Here is a 15691-nt window from a genome sequence, read left to right as displayed (position 1 = left end):
GCGCTATCAGATACCAGGAAGTGCCACTATCCATTCCTGTCGCTGTGCGCTGTGCGCGCATCCCATACGCCACGCATCCCTCGGGGGGGGGATTCCCATGTCGTCGGCAGCACGGCTCCGCACGCTCCACCGGCCCCTGGTCTGGTTCACCGTCTCCATGGCCGTCTTCGCACTCGTCTGCCTCGGCGGCCTCTTCCTGGACGACCGGGAACTGGCGGGCGCGGCGATCTGGGCCAAGCCTCTGAAGTTCGCGCTCTCCTTCGTCGCGTACTGCCTCACGCTCGCCTGGATGCTCTCCCTGCTTCCCGGCGCCCGGGCCCGCCGGGCCGGCTGGTGGGCCGGCACCGTGCTCACCGTCGCGTGCGCCGGCGAGATGGCGCTCATCACCACCCAGGTGATCCGTGGCAGGCAGAGCCACTTCAATGTGGCGACACCGTTCGACGCGGCCCTGTTCGGGGCCATGGGCGGCACCGTCGTCATCCTCTGGCTGGCCGCGCTCGTCATCGCCGTCCTGCTGCTGCGCGCCCGGATCCTGGACCGCGCCACCGCCTGGGCTGTACGCCTCTCCTCGCTCATAGCCCTCGCCGGCGCGGCCCTCGGCTTCGCCATGACCCGGCCCACGTCCGGCCAACTGGCCCAGAAAGACCCGTCGCTGATCGGCGCGCACAGCGTCGGCGTACCCGACGGCGGACCCGGCCTGCCCTTGATCGGCTGGTCCACCACCGGCGGCGATCTGCGCATCGGCCACTTCTTCGGCATGCACGCGCTTCAGCTGATCCCGCTGCTCCCGCTCGTCCTGTCCGCCCTCGCCCCGCGCTTCACCCGCCTCGCCGACGACCGGATCCGGCTGCGCCTGATCCTGGTCGCCTCGGGCTTCTACGCCGCCGTGTTCGCCCTGCTCACCTGGCAGGCGCTGCGCGGCCGGCCGCTCCTCTCCCCCGACGGCACGACGCTCGCCGCCGCGGGCGCCATCACCGTCGCCACCGCCCTCGGCACGGCGCTCGCCCTGCGCGTACGGCAACCGAAGACCGGAAGCCCGAACAGCCGGATCCCCGAAACCCAGCCCGTCTGACCACACCCCCGCCTCGGAAGCGGGGGCGCGATCCGGCCGGGTTGCCCCCGGTCCGGGGCGGAGACCTCACGGCCTTCGCCCCGGGCGTTTCAGCCGCGCTCTCCCAGAAGGCTCAGCGCTTCCCGGAAGTCGTCGAGGGCCGGGCCGTACTCCCTGCTGACGACCCGACACGACGCCCGTTCGACAAGCCGGCCGGCCAGGATCCGCGTACCGTCCGCCGGCCGGTGCCGGTGCAGCCGGCGGGCAAGGTCCACCCCCTCATCGAACAGGGAGCGCACCTCCTCCGGGAGCTCGCTCCCCTCTCGCCCCGCCCATACCCCGGCCCGGACGGTGAGAGTGCGCTGGATCCGTACCAGTTCGGCCAGATACCGGTCGGGGTCCTCGGCGGCTCGCGGGACGAGGGCGTCCACCTCGCCCCGCAACGCGTCGATGCCCTCGGCGTCGTTCCGTCGGGCGTCGGCGGTCCACGTCCGTGCTTCGGCGCCCGCAGGGGGGAGGGGCACGGCGGGGGTCGCCCGCCCACCATCCGCGGCCGAACACGACCACAGAGCCGCCCAGAACTCCGCCTCCCTGCTCCCGCTCCTGTTCCGGCGCTCCCCCTCGGCGGCCAACTCCGTCAGTACCCCCAGTGCCTTCTGCCGTACCGCGGCCGCCCGCTCGCCCCGCTCATGGGCGTCGAGCATCCGCGCGTTCCCGATGAGCGACTGGAAGCGGTCGGCCACCGGAGCATGGCCGACCGCGACGTCGGCGGCCCGTACGCCGACGAGCCGGTCGTACGCGGCGAGCATCTCGCCGAACCTGCCCGCGGCGTCGAGCGCGCCGACCCACCGCACCAGCGACCACGCGAGCTGCCCGTACTGGGGGCCGTCGGGCAAAATCGCCGCCACCCATTCGGTCAGCGCGTCGGCGGCCTCGTCGTACCGTCCCTCCTCGGCGACGGCGTCGGCCCACTCCGTCAGCCCCCGAACCCGGGCGTTTCCTGCCCGCTCCGCCTCCGCCCGGCCGATCTCCAGCAGTTCGGCGCGCAGCGCCAGCCCTTCGGCGCGCCGCCCCAGCCGGTACAGCAGCCACTGGCAGTCGCTGAGCGCGCAACGCATGAGCTCCACCCGGGCGGGTTCGGCCGGATCCACCGCCCGGGCCGCCGCCAGCGCCTCCTCGCACAGCGCGAGCTGGACCTCGGGCCGGTCCCTGAACCGGAACTCGAAACTCAGCCCCAGCAACGCCCCGACCAACTTGGGCAGATAGGCGGCGGGGCTGACCTGGGCGAGCACCCGAAAAGCGTCGACTTCCTCGCGTCGGGTCCGGCGTCCCGAGGCCAGAAGTGCCACCCGGGCCCTGAGAACGGCGTCCTGATCGACTTTCCCCCAAGAATTCATGACGGCGATTCTGAGCTTCCCCGACAGGCCCCAACAAGCTTCCTGAGCTGTGCCGTTCGTCCTACGAAAAAGCCCTTTGACCTGTCATGATGGATCTGGCATCAATTTTCGCGGGAGACGGACGCATTCGGTTGTCCGTGCGGAGCGAAAAGAGGTCGCTTTCCATGCGTGTCGAGGACAGAGCCGTGGGCGCCGTACTGGGGTCCGCCATCGGGGACGCGCTCGGGGCTCCGTTCGAGTTCGGGCTTCCGGGGGTGTTCCGGGAGCGGTTCCCCGACGGAGCCGGCGAGATGTGCGGGGGCGGCGGCTGGGAACCGGGCGAGGCCACGGACGACACCCAGATGGCCGTGCTCGTCGGCGAGTCCCTCGTGGAGCGGGGCGGACTCGACCTGCCGGACATGTTCGACCGGTTCCGGCGCTGGGCCGCCGCCGACCCGAAGGACATCGGTCTGCAGACCGAGGCCGTACTGCTCGGCGGCGACCCTTGGTCCACCGCCGCCACGCGGCACTTCGAGGTCGAGATCCGCGCCGCGGGCAACGGTTCGCTGATGCGCGCCGCCACCTCCGCCGTGCACTTCGCGGCCGGTGGGCGGGCCGTCACCATGGCCGCCGCCCGGCGGATCGCCGCGCTCACCCACGGGGACCCCGCCACCTGGGAGGGCACGGCGGTGCTCCACGAACTGATCCGCGTGGCACTGCTCGGAGACGACCCCCTCCCCGCCGTTCCCGCCGCCCTCGCCGAGGTCGCCGCACCGCACCGCGAGCGATGGGCGAGGGTCCTCGCCCCCGGCTGGCGGCCCGAGGACGCCACCGAGTTCAACGGCGCCGTCTGGCCCTGCCTCGGCTCCGCCCTCTGGGCCCTGCGCACCACCTCCTCGTACGAGACGGCCCTCGCCGCCGCGATCGACCTGGGCGGCGACACCGACACCGTCGCCGCCGTCACCGGCATGCTGGCGGGCGCGGTGTACGGCCCCGCCGCCCTCCCCTCCCGCTGGACGGCGCCCCTACACGTCCCCCTGCCGGGGTTCGGCAACCGGGTGCTGCGCGCCGACGACCTGCGGGACCTCGCGCTGGCGCTGATCTGACCGTCGGGCCGACGGCAGGTCGGCAGGTCGGCAGGTCGGCAGGTCGGCAGGTCGGCAGGTCGGGTCAACGGCGGGGGCGGGGTCGGGACACGCCGGACCTCGGTCACTTGGTCCGACGACAGGTCAGGGCGGGGGTGGACCTGGCCCTAGACGATCAAGTCCTATGTCCGGCGGGCTCGTCCCGGGGGTCTCTTCCGCTGTGTCGCCGAGGGCTTCCCGGTACTGCGGCGAGGGCGCGGCCAGGCGGGACGGCTTACGGCATGGAGTGGAATCTAGGACCGGGACTGACCTAGATGAGGGTTAGCGTCATCACCGCGTGAGGCACTCGCACCCCAGGAGGCATTCAGATGTCCGTCAAGCCGGTTCCGCAGGGCCACCACACCGTGACGCCGTGGATCATCTCGCGCGACACGGTCCGGCTCATCGACTACATGAAGAGGGCCTTCGGCGCGGAGGAGCTCGCGTGCCTTGCGGGCAAGGACGGGGCCATCGAGCATGCGGAGGTACGGATCGGCGACTCAGTGGTGATGATGTTCGACGCGCGGCCGGAGTGGCCGCCGACCCCTGGCTTCCTCCGTCTTTACGTCGAGGACGCCGACACCGTGCACCGTCAAGCCGTTGCGGCCGGCGGCATCTCGGTCACCGAGGTCACCCACCTGTTCTTCGGAGACCGGGTCGGGCGGGTACGCGATCCGCTGGGCAACCTGTACTGGATCCAGACCCGTGTGGAGGATCTGAGCCCGCAGGAAATGGAACGCCGCCTCGGCGACCCGAAGTTCACCGAGGCTATGGAGTACGTCCAGAGCGCCGACTTCTTCCCAGCCCGAGAATCCAACCTCGGCTGACGTCCAGGAGCGAGAAGAGGATGCCCAAGATCGTTTTGTGGCGAATGAGAACTTGGACACCTTGCTGACCGCTCTGTATGTGAAGATCGATGACGAGCACGCGAGCGGCCGACGGCCGACGTCCGCGGCCGGGCTCCGCACCGAGCACAGGACCTCACAGCGCCGACCCGGGTCACGCACCCTCTCATGACCGCTCCGCGCCGGGCCTACGCCGCTCCCACGTGTCAGCCCCAGCAGCCCGCTCTACGACTCCATGAGAAGAACGACTCGATCGGTCCCGGCATCAAAGCCGAGGATCGGATGGCCGCAGGCGCCCTCCGCATCCATCAGCACCGACTTTCCCAACCGCCGCCCGATCTCCCGGAGGAATCCGCACAGCACGTCGAGTCGTTCCTGCCCTTGAAGCTCTCTCAGGTCGACATCGAAGTCGACTTCCTCGTCATCGAGGAAATGAAAGACCGCCTGTACATCGGCAGTCGGCCAGACCCGCAGAATCGGGGACTCGGCATCCAGCGGACGGGACAGCACGACCTCCGCCCGAGGCAACGGAAGCACCGCTGTTCCCTCGGCGTACTGGTGCTTCCAGCCCTTCTCCGCCACGAGGTCGAGGACCGCCTGCCAGTCCTCCACCGAGGCGTTCGGGACACGCACATCCGGCAGAGCCCCCATCGAAGCCGGGTCGAAGAAGCGCTTCACGTCATCCCACAGCAGGTCGCTCACCCTGCCATGCTGCCCGGCTCGCGGTTCCCCTCGCACCTTGGGGGCCCCTCCCCCCCCCTCCCCCTCCCCTCCCACCGCCACCGCCACCACCACCACGATGCGCCAAACCAACCCTTGGCCCCGGTCCTGGGCCACGCCGGTCTCAGATCAGCCCAGCCCCGCCACCGGTGCCGGCCTCAGACCAGCCCCGTCCCGGCCGGCCTCGTTCCCGGACCGGGCCGGCCTCAGACCGTGCCGGCCTCAGACCGGACCACACCCAGACTTGACCAGCCCCCGCCCCACCCCAGCCCTGACCCTGGTCTGCCCCACCGGCCCGGTCACATGAGGTCCACCCGGTCCTCCCAACCGGTCCGTCCGCCCAACCTGCCCCCGCTCCGCCCTACCGTTTCCGAACCGTCGCCAGGACCTCTCGGTCCGGCTGCAACGTCAGCCCCGCCACCGGGCGTATCTCGCCGGCGTCGACGTCCAGCCGAAAGCGGCGGGCGAGCGCGGCCAGGACGAGGACGGCCTCGACCATCGCGAAACGGGTGCCGAGGCAGACGCGCGGGCCGCCGCCGAAGGGGAACCACGCGTATTCGGGTATGTCCTCGGCCGGCGTTCCGTCGGCTTGGACGGTCCACCGTTCGGGGCGGAACTCCAAGGGGTCCTGGTACCAGCGGCCGTCGCGGTGGGTGGCCCACTGGCTGCTCCAGACCCGGGTGCCGGGGCGCACCGGCGCGCCGCCCAGCGTGGCGCCTTCCTTCGCGATGCCGGTGAGCAGCCAGATCGCGGGGTAGAGGCGCAGGGTCTCCTTCACCACGGCCTGCGTGTAGGCGAGTTGGGCGTAGTCGTCGAAGCCGGGGTCGCGGTCGCCGAGCACCCGGTCGAGTTCGGCGCCCAGCGCCTCGGCAACCCGGGGGTGACGGGCCAGCAGGTACCACGCCCACACCAGGGTGGAACTGGTGGTCTCGTGACCGCCGACGTAGAGCGTGACGGTCTCGTCCCTGATCTCCTGGTCGGAGAGCGGCGCTCCGGTCTCGTCGCGGGCCGCGAGCAGCCGGCTGAGCAGGTCGGGGCGTTCGGTGTCGCCGTCGCGGTGCCGGGCGACGACCCGGGCGACCTCGGCGTCGATGACGGCCACGGACTTCTTGATGCGGGCCCGTCCTCTGGTCGGGACCCAGTCGGGAAGGATTCCGCCGAGGCCGCTGAACTCGTCGCCGATCTCCCGCTGGGCGACGTCCATGGCCCGGCCGATGGCCTGCGCGTCGGCGGTGGTGTCGGTGCCGAAGATGGTGCGGACGGCGATCTGCTGGGTGAGGGAGGTCATCTCCCGTTTGATGTCGACCCGCTGCCCGTCGGTCCACTGGTCGGCGAGCGCGGCGGCGCACCCGGCCATGGTGGCCGCGTAGGACTTGACCTGCCGGGGCCGCACGGACGGCTGGACGAGGGAGCGTTTGCGTCGCCAGTCGGCTCCCTTGGCGACCACCACCCCGTCGCCGAGCAGGGTGCGTACGGCGATGCCGAGGTCGGGCTGGTCGAAGGTCCCCTCGACTTCGGTGAGCAGTTCACCGACGGTCTCGGGGTGGGCGATGAACAGCATGGTGCTCGGGCCGAACCGCCAGCGGACGAAGTCCCCCCGGTCCCGCAGCCGTTCGAAGAAGGCGAGCGGGTCCTTGCCGAACTCCGGCATGTTCCCGAGCAGGGGTAAGCCGCGCGGTCCCGGCACCGTCCTTCGGCCGTCCGCCGCCACCGCCGTGGTCGCGGCCGTGGCCGTGGTCGCAGTCGCGGTCGCCGTCGCGGTGGTGGACGTGGTGGTGGACGTGGTGGTGGCATCGGCGGGCGGACCGGCGTGCGTGGTCACAGGCGTTTCCTTCCACGGGAGTTGCCCCACAGGGCCCGGTGGTGCGTACCCGACCATGGAAGCGGACGGGTCGGCACCGCGCCAGCCCTGTGGACAACCACCTGTGGAAAACTCGCCCCGCCTTCGTGGCGGTGTGTCGTCAGCCCACGGAGCTGTAGGCCACGACACCTCTCAGCAGTGCGTCGACCGCCTTGCGGGCGTTCTTCGGGACCGTGCTGTTCCCCTTGGGCGCGGCCGCGGCGATCTGCCCGAGCACGTCGATGACCTGCTTGCACCAGCGGACGAAGTCGCCGGCCGGCATCTCCGCCTCGCGCAGCACCTCGTCGAGCCCCTTGTCGGAGGCCCACTGGTAGACGGCCCAGGCGAAGCCCAAGTCGGGCTCGCGCTGTCCGACGCCCTCGGTCTGGTGGAGCCGGAACTCCTCCTCCAGCGCGTCGAGCCGGCCCCAGATCCGCACCATCTCGCCGAGCGCCGCCTTGGACCTGCCGGTGGGCAGCTTCGGTGCCACGGCGTCGTCGGACTGGCGTGCCTCGAAGACGAGGGCGGAGGCGCAGGCGGCCAGTTCGGCCGGGTCGAGCCCCTCCCACACGCCCTCTCGCAGGCATTCGCTCGCCAGCAGATCGAGTTCGCCGTAGAGCCGGGCGAGCCGCTTGCCGTTGTCCGTGACCTCGTCCTCGCGGAGATAGTCCAGCTCGGTCAGGAGCGCGACGATCCGGTCGAAGGTGCGGGCGATGGTGTTGGTGCGACCCTCGATGCGCCGCTCCAGCTGCTTGGTGTCCCGCTGCAGCCGGTGGTAGCGCTCGGCCCAGCGGGCGTGGTCCTCGCGCTCGTCGCAGCCGTGGCAGGGGTGCGCGCGGAGCTCGGCGCGCAGCCGGGTGATCTGGCGGTCGTCGGCGGCGGCCGAGCGCTGCTTGCGGTGCCGCTCGGGGTTGAGGTGACCGGCCTTGGACCGCAGCGCGGAGGCCAGGTCGCGACGGGACTGCGGGGACTTCGGGTTGAAGGTCCGCGGGATCCGCATCCGCTCCAGCGGCTCGACGGGAACCGGGAAGTCGATCGGGGCGAGCCGCTTGACCTGCCGCTCGGCCGTCAGCACCAGCGGGCGCGGCCCGTCGTAGTGGTCGAAGCCGCGGGACCGGTCGGTACGGCCGGCCGGCACGCCCGGGTCGAGGACCAGCGCGAGACCGGCGAACTTGCCCGTCGGGACGTGGATGACATCACCGGGCTTGAGCCGCTCCAGCGAGGCCGCCGCCTGCGCGCGGCGCTGCGCGGCACCCTGGCGGGCGAGATCCGTCTCCCGGTCCTTGAGTTCGCGGCGGAGCCGCGCGTACTCCTCGAAATCGCCGAGGTGGCAGGTCATGCCCTCCTTGTAGCCGCTGAGGCCCTCCTCGTTCTTCTGGACCTGCCGGGAGATCCCGACGACCGAGCGGTCGGCCTGGAACTGGGCGAAGGAGGTCTCCAGCAGCTCGCGCGAGCGGTGCCGGCCGAACTGGTCGACCAGGTTGACCGCCATGTTGTACGAGGGCTTGAAGCTGGAGCGCAGCGGATACGTACGGGTGCCGGCCAGACCGGCCAGGTGGCCCGGGTCCATGCCGCGCTGCCAGAGCACCACGGCGTGCCCCTCGACGTCGATGCCGCGCCGCCCGGCCCGTCCGGTGAGCTGGGTGTACTCGCCGGGGGTGATGTCGGCGTGCTGCTCGCCGTTCCACTTGACGAGCTTCTCCAGGACCACGGACCGGGCCGGCATGTTGATGCCGAGGGCCAGGGTCTCGGTGGCGAAGACCGCCTTGACGAGGCCGCGGACGAAAAGCTCCTCGACGACCTCCTTGAAGGTCGGGAGCATGCCGGCGTGGTGCGCGGCGATGCCCCGCTCCAGGCCTTCGAGCCACTCGTAGTAGCCGAGGACGTGCAGATCCTCGGTGGGGATGGCGGCGGTGCGCTCCTCGACGATCTCGCGGACCCGGAGCCGGGCCTCCTCGTTGTTGAGCCGGAGTCCCGCGTACAGGCACTGCTGTACGGCGGACTCGCAGCCGGCCCGGCTGAAGATGAAGGTGATGGCGGGCAGCAGTCCCTCGGCGTCGAGGCGCGCGATGACCTCGGGCCGGCCCGGCGTCCAGATCCGGTTGCGGGCGCGCCGCTCGCGCTCGCGGTCGGCCTCGCGGACCATCTTGCCGCGCCGCCGCTCACGCGGGTTGTACGTGCGCGAGTTCTCGGTACGGGCGAGGCGCAGCAGGTCGGGGTTGACCTCGCGGCGGGAGGAGCCGCGGCCGCCGTGGTCGGTCTCCTCCTCGAAGAGGTCGTACATCCGGCGGCCGGCCAGGACGTGCTGCCACAGCGGCACGGGTCGGCTCTCGGAGACGATGACCTCGGTGTCGCCGCGGACGGTGTCGAGCCAGTCGCCGAACTCCTCGGCGTTGGACACGGTCGCGGAGAGCGAGACGAGGGTCACCGACTCGGGGAGGTGGATGATCACTTCCTCCCAGACGGCGCCTCGGAAGCGGTCGGAGAGGTAGTGGACCTCGTCCATGACCACGTATCCGAGGCCGGAGAGCGCCTGCGAGCCCGCGTAGAGCATGTTGCGCAGGACCTCGGTGGTCATGACGATCACCGGGGCGTCGCCGTTGACGCTGTTGTCACCGGTCAGCAGGCCGACCTTGTCCTGGCCGTAGCGCTTGACGAGGTCGGTGTACTTCTGGTTGGAGAGCGCCTTGATGGGCGTGGTGTAGAAGCATTTGCGGCCCTGCCGGAGGGCGAGGTGGACGGCGAACTCGCCGACGATGGTCTTGCCGGAGCCCGTGGGCGCGGCGACGAGCACGCCCTTGCCCGCTTCGAGGGCCTGGCATGCCTCGATCTGGAAGGGGTCCAGACCGAAGTCGTACATCTCGCGGAAGGGGGCCAGCGCGGTGGCCTGCTCCGCGGCGCGAACGCGGGCAGCCGCGTACGCCTCGGCTGGTGTGAGGTCCTCTGTCATCTTGTCATCGAGCCTACCCGCCCCCTCGGACAGTGACGCGACCTTTATCGGGCGGCCGTCGGGGCCGGCGCTACGGGGCTGCCGGAAGCGGCCCTACGGGGCGGGCGGGGCCAGGACGCGCAGGGCTCCGGGGACGCAGCGGACGGTGAGCGGGAGGGGGCCGAGGGGCTCGCCGTCGGCGTATCCGGTGACGTCGGGGGCGTCGAGGGTGAGGGAGCGGACCCGGTGGCGGGTCACCTTGGGGTGGCCGAGGTGGGTGCCCTTGTAGACCTTCGGGAAGACCTTGATCAGTTCGGTGCGCGGGAGGTCGCCGACGACGATGACGTCGAAGAGCCCGTCGTCCATGACGGCGTCGGCGCATATGCGCATTCCGCCGCCGTAGGAGGTGCCGTTCCCGACGGCGACGAGGGTCGCGTCGACCTGGAGCGCGGTGCCGTCGTCGAGGGTGAGGCGGTACGGGATCGGGCGGAAGGAGGCGAGTTCGGCGAGGATCGCGAGGTCGTACTTGAAGCGTCCGGCGGGCAGCCGCATGCGGTTGCCCCGGTCGTTGACGCGGGAGTCGAAGCCGGAGGCGAGGACGGTGCCGAACCAGCGCGAGCCCGCCGCACCGCCGCCCGCCACATCACCCTCGGCGCCCTCGGCTGCCGCCGCGAGGCCCGTGTCGACCCGCCCCAGGTCGATCGTCCGCCCGCCGTCGCCCTTGAGGACCTCGGCGACGGTCCCGGCGGCCGCGGCCGGGTCGCGTACGGGCAGTCCGAGGGAGCGGGCGAAGTCGTTGCCGGTGCCGACGGCGATCACGCCGAGCGGGGTGTCGGTACCGCCCACGGCCTGCAGCGCCAGGGAGACGATGCCGTCGCCGCCCACCGCGACCAGCGCGTCGGTCCCGGCGGCGACGGCTTCCCGGACGCGCCGCAGCGCGTCGTCGGCGTCGTGGCCGAGGACCGTACGGACGGAGAATCCGGCGTCCCGGAGTACGCGAGCGGCCGGCTGCGCGGCGTGCGCGCCCCGGCCGCGTCCCGCCGCGGGATTGACGAAGAGAGTGATCTCGCTGGTCATGGGGTCCCCCCGGATCGGATCTGAGGGGGGACCCTACAAGATCACGTGATGTCGTCGTAACCGTTCAGCCGGTGCGACCTCGTGCCGTCCTGCTCGCCGGTGGTCTGCTCGGGCAGCTTCCGCGCCGCGCCCACGGTCTGGACCTCACCGATCGCCTCGGGGGTGAGGTCCAGCCGGGACGCCTCGTCGTCGTCGAGACCGGCGTCGGGGTTCTTGCGTCCGCGCCGCTTGTCGTTGAGGAGGGCGAAGCCGACCGCCGCGAGGTAGAGCAGGGTGATCGGGACGGCCAGGGCGAGCATGCCGAGCGGGTCGGTGGTCGGGGTGATCACGGCACCGAAGATGAACACGCCCATGATCACACCGCGCCACCAGCGGGCCATCCGGCGGCCGCTGAGGATGCCGGTCAGGTTCAGCATCACCAGCACGAGCGGCAGCTCGAAGGCGAGGCCGAAGACGAGCACCATGCGCAGGGTGAAGTCGAGGACGTCACCGAGCGACAGGATGTTGGCGGAGCCCGCGGGCGTGAGGCTGATGAGCACCTGCACGCTGATGGGGAGGATGAGGTACGCGAGGAACGCGCCGGCCGCGAAGAGCGGCACCGCGGCGGTGACGAAGGCGTACGTGTACTTCTTCTCGTGCTTGTGCAGACCGGGCGCGATGAAGGCCCAGAGCTGGTACAGCCAGACGGGGCTCGCCACCACGAGACCCGTCGTGAGGGAGACCTGGATCGTCGTGCTGAACGGCGCCATCAGCGTGTTGAAGGACACGATCGCGCAGTTGCCGCCGTCGCTGGTGACCCCGGGGGCGCACTTGGGCACCGACCTGGTCAGGAACTGCATCAGCTCCTCGCTGTACACGAGGGCAACGGTGGTGACCGCCGCGATGGCCAGGAGGCCCTTCGCCAGGCGGTTGCGAAGCTCACGCAGGTGTTCCACGAGGGGCATGCGGCCCTCGGGGTCCCTCTCCTGCTTGCGGGCGGACTTGAGCAACCCACGTCCTCATCTCGTGCGGCAGCCGCCGCGTGGCACGGCGGCTGCGGCGGGCCGGGTCAGCTCAGCGCTTGGTGGTGTCGGTGGGCTCGGACACGGGACGCGCGCTGGTCACATCGCCGGGCGCGGCCTGGATGGTCCGGGGCGCGGCCTGGTCGGCGGGAGCGGCGTGGGGCGGGTCGGCGGGCGCGCTCTGCTGATCGTCGGACTTCATCGCCTTGGCCTCGCTCTTGAGGATGCGAGCCGACTTGCCCAGCGAACGGGCCATGTCGGGGAGCTTCTTGGCGCCGAAGAGCAAGATGACCACGACAAGGATCAGAATGATCTCGGTGGGGCCGAGCCTACCCATAGCTGTTTACCTTCTTCACCGAGGCGACATTGGAAGTGCGAGCCCGGCCGTCCGGACGGGCGTCCGGCCACCGCGCTGCATGCGATCGTAACCCGCAGGGGTAAACGGGCGGCAATGACCGTGCATACTCGCGATTGCGCCGCTCACGCGCGCGTGGCGCGCGGCTACCCCGAAGTCAGCGCAGGTTCTCCCCCGTTCGCGCCAGCCGGGTGGCGGCGCGTTCCAGCTCCTCGGAGGCCTGGTGGATGCGCTCTGTGGTGCGGGCCACTTGACGGCCGAGCCGCTGGGCCTCCACGAAGACCTTGAGACCGAGGACGCCGAGAACGGCGATGCCGAGGAAGCCGAGAGCGACGGCGAGCATGGGCCAGAAGAGCATATGCCGAGCCTAGGGCACATCCCCCGCGCCGCCCGGGACGGGGCTTCGCCCGCGGATCAGCGGACCGCCGGCCGGCCCGCGAGGTGCAGACGCAGCGTGCTGACGCCGCCGCCGGTGAGGAGTTCCACGATCCGTTCCCCGGCCGGTTTGCGGACCGCGCTGCCGCACTCGGGGCAGGTGAAGGAGTAGAAGGTGGTACGGCGGCTCGCGCCGATCGCGAGCCGCAGGGCGCTCGCGGAGAGCTCGAAGCGGGAGCGGCAGTCGGGGCAGGCGGCCTTGAAGAGGACCGCGGCGACCGGAGCGACTGGGGCGATCGGTGCGACCGGGGCCGCCAGGCCGGATATCACGGACATTTCCCTCGTCTCTCCCTGCGCTCGGGGCAGGCGCCCGGACGACACCCCTCACGGGGAACGGCGCTCCACCGATCCGGAACATCGCCTTCCGCTCCGCCGGGCGCCCGCTCGGCGCACGGTCCGGCCCCACTCCGGCCGGCCCATCGCTCAGCTCGGCTCGGCTCGGCTCTCGTACGCGGCGAGCGCCGCGGCCGCCGCCTCACGCGCGCTGTCGGCCAGCTCCGGCGGGGACACGATCCGCCCGTCGCTGCCGAGCCGCAGCGCGAGCCGCCGCAGCGAGGCGGGCGCGGGAGTCCGCAGGGTGATCCGCAACCCCCCGTCGGGCAGCTCCTCGGCCGCGTCGTGCGGGTAGTACTCGGCGACCCAGCGGCCACCGGGACCCACCTCGACCACGACCTCGGGGTCCTCGGCGGACGGCTGCACAAGCCCCGCCGACAGATCCCGCAGCTCTATCTCCGGCGGCGCGGCGGTCTCGTCCAGGAGCCGGATCTCGGCGACCCGGTCGAGCCGGAACGTCCGGCGCGCCTCGGAGAGCCGGCACCACGCCTCCATGTACGTGTGCCCGACGGCGAACAGCCGGATCGGGTCCACCTCGCGCTCGGTGAGCTCGTCCCGCGCGGGCGAGTAGTAGCGCAGCCACAGCCGCCGGCGCTCCGAGATCGCCCGGTCGACCTCGGCGAACACCCCGCCCTCCGACTCGAAGGTCACCGAGAGCCGGGAGCTGGCCCCGGCCGCCTCGCCGGCCGCCGCCTCCAGCTTCGCGGTGGCCCGCAGCAGCGCGTCGCGGTCGCCCTCTCGCAGACCGGGCAGGGTCGCCACGGCACGGGCCGCGACCAGCAGCGCGGTCGCCTCGTCGGCGGCCAGCCGCAGCGGCTCGGCGGCCTCCGCGCCCAGGGCGTTCGGGTTGCGCCACCAGATCCGGTCGCCGTCGGTGTCGATGTCCAGCAGATCGCCGCCCCGGAAACTGGTGCCGCACATCGGCAGCACGTCCAGGTCCGAGATCAGCTCGTCCTCGGTGATCCCGAAGGCGCGGGCGACGTCGGCGACGTGCGCGCCGGGACGCTCGCGCAGATACGTGACGAGGGAGAGCATCCGCCTCGTCTGGTCGATGGCGTTGACGGCCACGGTCGTTCCTCTTCCCTCAGCCCTTGGCCACGGCGCGCAGCCGTTCCATCACATCGGCCCGCAGGTCGGCCGGTTCCAGTACGACCACGTCCGGGCCGAACTCCACGAGCCAGGCGTCCAGGCCGTGCCCGTAGGGGATCTCCAGCTCGTCCCAGCCGTCCGCGCCCTCGGTCACGGCCGTGGCCTTGGATCGCAGCGGATAGGCGGAGCCGGCCCGCAGCCGGATCCGCGCGGTGCGGGTCGCGGTCTCGCCCGCCCAGCTCTCGACGGCCGCGCGCACGGTGACGACGTCGGGCACGGGCGCGGTGAAGGCGCCGGCCCGGGAACGAACCCTGCCGGTGATCCGGGACAGCCGGAACACCCGCTCGGCGCGCCGGTCGCGGTCCCAGCCAGCCAGATACCAGTGGCCGCGCCAGCATTCCAGGGTCCACGGCTCGACCTGCCGGGTCTCGGAGCGGGCCGCGTTGCCCTTGCGGTAGTCGAAGACGACCGGACGGCGGTCGCGGCAGGCCAGCATCAGCGGCTCGAAGGCCGCCTCGTGGACCGGGATACGGGGTTCCAGGGCGCTCGGCCGGTCGTCGTACGCGTCCTCGGCCTCCGGCATCCCGGCGGCGCGCAGTTTCTGCAGGGCGCCGCTCGCCGCGCCGGCCAGCCGGGCCTGCTGCCACACCTTGGCGGCGAGACCGAGTGCGGCGGCCTCCTCGGCGTCGAGGGTGATCGGCGGCAGCCGGTTGGAGTCGCGGCGGGCCAGGTAGCCGGTCTCGCCGTCCAGGTTCTCCACGGTCTCGATGACCAGACCCAGCTCGCGCAGATCGTCCTTGTCGCGCTCGAACATCCGGTTGAAGGCGTCCTCGCCGGAGGTGCCTCCGGGGCCCGGACGGAACGCTTCGACATATGCCTCGATGGAGCCGCGCAGCTCGCGCTTGCTGAGCGGCCGGCGGGCACCGAGCAGACACAGTGCCAGGTTCATCAGCCGCTCGGCCTTGGCAATCGCCATCGACGCCCGCACCCTCTTTTACCGGTTCGATTCTTCGGAGGTCCGACCGTACCGCCCCGGGGTGTCCAATCAAAAGCCGAGGGCCCCCGCCTTTGCAGGCGGGGGCCCTCGGCCGGGCTCGCGAGGTGATCAGCCCTTGCGGACGGCCACCAGGTCGCAGACGAAGATCAGCGTCTCGTTCGGGCCGATCTTGCCGCCCGCGCCACGCTCGCCGTAGGCGAGGTGCGCCGGGATGATCAGCTGGCGACGGCCGCCGACCTGCATGCCCTGGACACCCTGGTCCCAGCCCTGGATGACCATGCCGGCACCCAGCTTGAACTGCAGCGCGCTGCCGCGGTTCCAGGAGGCGTCGAACTCCTCGCCGGAGTCGAAGGACACACCCACGTAGTGGACGTCGACCAGGTCGCCGGCCTCGGCGACCTCGCCGTCGCCCTTCCAGATGTCCTTGATCTCCAGGTCGGCCGGCGCTTCGCCGCCCGGGAAGTCGACCTCGGGCTTCTCGATGTTCACTGCAGTGTGCTCCTCATACGGACGAACCGC

Annotated in this window: 15 protein-coding genes; 3 read left to right on the top strand and 12 right to left on the bottom strand. The window is 71.6% G+C overall.

All coding sequences use genetic code 11. From position 1 onward, the window contains the following. The first annotated feature begins 97 nt into the window (after positions 1–97). Positions 98–1072, top strand: coding sequence for a hypothetical protein (locus tag ACGFRB_RS26640; protein ID WP_393246612.1), 975 nt, complete (start codon positions 98–100; stop codon positions 1070–1072). An 89-nt stretch (positions 1073–1161) separates the two neighbouring features. Here ACGFRB_RS26640 and ACGFRB_RS26635 read toward each other — a convergent pair whose 3' ends face one another. Next, a complete protein-coding gene (locus tag ACGFRB_RS26635) occupies positions 1162–2343 on the bottom strand; it encodes a hypothetical protein (protein ID WP_393246610.1) in 1182 nt (393 codons plus the stop codon). A 269-nt stretch (positions 2344–2612) separates the two neighbouring features. Between ACGFRB_RS26635 and ACGFRB_RS26630 the strand changes: the two genes are divergently transcribed. Together ACGFRB_RS26630 and ACGFRB_RS26625 are read left to right on the top strand one after the other, a co-directional pair. Then, the gene (locus ACGFRB_RS26630; RefSeq protein ID WP_393246609.1) at positions 2613–3533 is read left to right on the top strand and encodes an ADP-ribosylglycohydrolase family protein; all 921 of its coding nucleotides are present in this window, start codon (positions 2613–2615) and stop codon (positions 3531–3533) included. Positions 3534–3880: 347 nt separating this feature from the next. Continuing rightward, complete coding sequence (locus ACGFRB_RS26625; protein WP_393246607.1) at positions 3881–4378, top strand: VOC family protein; 498 nt, start codon at positions 3881–3883, stop codon at positions 4376–4378. 243 nt (positions 4379–4621) lie between these two features. On the opposite strand, the gene ACGFRB_RS26620 is transcribed toward ACGFRB_RS26625, so the two are convergent. The 11 genes from ACGFRB_RS26620 to ACGFRB_RS26570 form a co-directional block, all read right to left on the bottom strand. After that, on the bottom strand, positions 4622–5098 hold the full coding sequence (locus ACGFRB_RS26620; RefSeq protein WP_393246605.1) for a hypothetical protein: 477 nt from the start codon (positions 5096–5098) through the stop codon (positions 4622–4624). Positions 5099–5477: 379 nt separating this feature from the next. Further along, positions 5478–6827, bottom strand: coding sequence for a cytochrome P450 (locus ACGFRB_RS26615; protein ID WP_393246823.1), 1350 nt, complete (start codon positions 6825–6827; stop codon positions 5478–5480). Between the two features lie 250 nt (positions 6828–7077). After that, positions 7078–9906 carry a DEAD/DEAH box helicase gene (locus ACGFRB_RS26610; RefSeq protein WP_363008631.1) on the bottom strand — a complete coding sequence of 943 codons (2829 nt, stop codon included), beginning with the start codon at positions 9904–9906 and terminating at the stop codon, positions 7078–7080. Positions 9907–9999: 93 nt separating this feature from the next. Continuing rightward, positions 10000–10962, bottom strand: coding sequence for a diacylglycerol kinase (locus tag ACGFRB_RS26605; RefSeq protein WP_393246603.1), 963 nt, complete (start codon positions 10960–10962; stop codon positions 10000–10002). Positions 10963–11003: 41 nt separating this feature from the next. Then, on the bottom strand, positions 11004–11906 hold the full coding sequence (gene tatC, locus ACGFRB_RS26600; RefSeq protein ID WP_393246821.1) for a twin-arginine translocase subunit TatC: 903 nt from the start codon (positions 11904–11906) through the stop codon (positions 11004–11006). A gap of 109 nt (positions 11907–12015) precedes the next feature. Continuing rightward, on the bottom strand, positions 12016–12300 hold the full coding sequence (gene tatA / locus ACGFRB_RS26595; protein ID WP_361227707.1) for a Sec-independent protein translocase subunit TatA: 285 nt from the start codon (positions 12298–12300) through the stop codon (positions 12016–12018). A gap of 175 nt (positions 12301–12475) precedes the next feature. Next, positions 12476–12676 carry a hypothetical protein gene (locus ACGFRB_RS26590; RefSeq protein ID WP_393246601.1) on the bottom strand — a complete coding sequence of 67 codons (201 nt, stop codon included), beginning with the start codon at positions 12674–12676 and terminating at the stop codon, positions 12476–12478. A gap of 56 nt (positions 12677–12732) precedes the next feature. After that, positions 12733–13029, bottom strand: a complete 297-nt coding sequence (locus ACGFRB_RS26585) for a hypothetical protein (protein ID WP_393246599.1) — start codon at positions 13027–13029, stop codon at positions 12733–12735. A 147-nt stretch (positions 13030–13176) separates the two neighbouring features. Next, a complete protein-coding gene (locus ACGFRB_RS26580) occupies positions 13177–14154 on the bottom strand; it encodes a WYL domain-containing protein (protein WP_363008642.1) in 978 nt (325 codons plus the stop codon). A 16-nt stretch (positions 14155–14170) separates the two neighbouring features. Then, positions 14171–15151, bottom strand: a complete 981-nt coding sequence (locus ACGFRB_RS26575) for a helix-turn-helix transcriptional regulator (protein WP_393246597.1) — start codon at positions 15149–15151, stop codon at positions 14171–14173. A gap of 129 nt (positions 15152–15280) precedes the next feature. Continuing rightward, a complete protein-coding gene (locus tag ACGFRB_RS26570; RefSeq protein ID WP_363008646.1) occupies positions 15281–15661 on the bottom strand; it encodes an FKBP-type peptidyl-prolyl cis-trans isomerase in 381 nt (126 codons plus the stop codon). Between the last annotated feature and the right edge of the window lie 30 nt (positions 15662–15691).

This window comes from Streptomyces sp. NPDC048718, from assembly GCF_043198875.1.
Lineage (GTDB): Bacteria > Actinomycetota > Actinomycetes > Streptomycetales > Streptomycetaceae > Streptomyces.
Note: the sequence above shows the minus strand (reverse complement) of the source record. Positions and strands in the feature narration are given on the sequence as shown.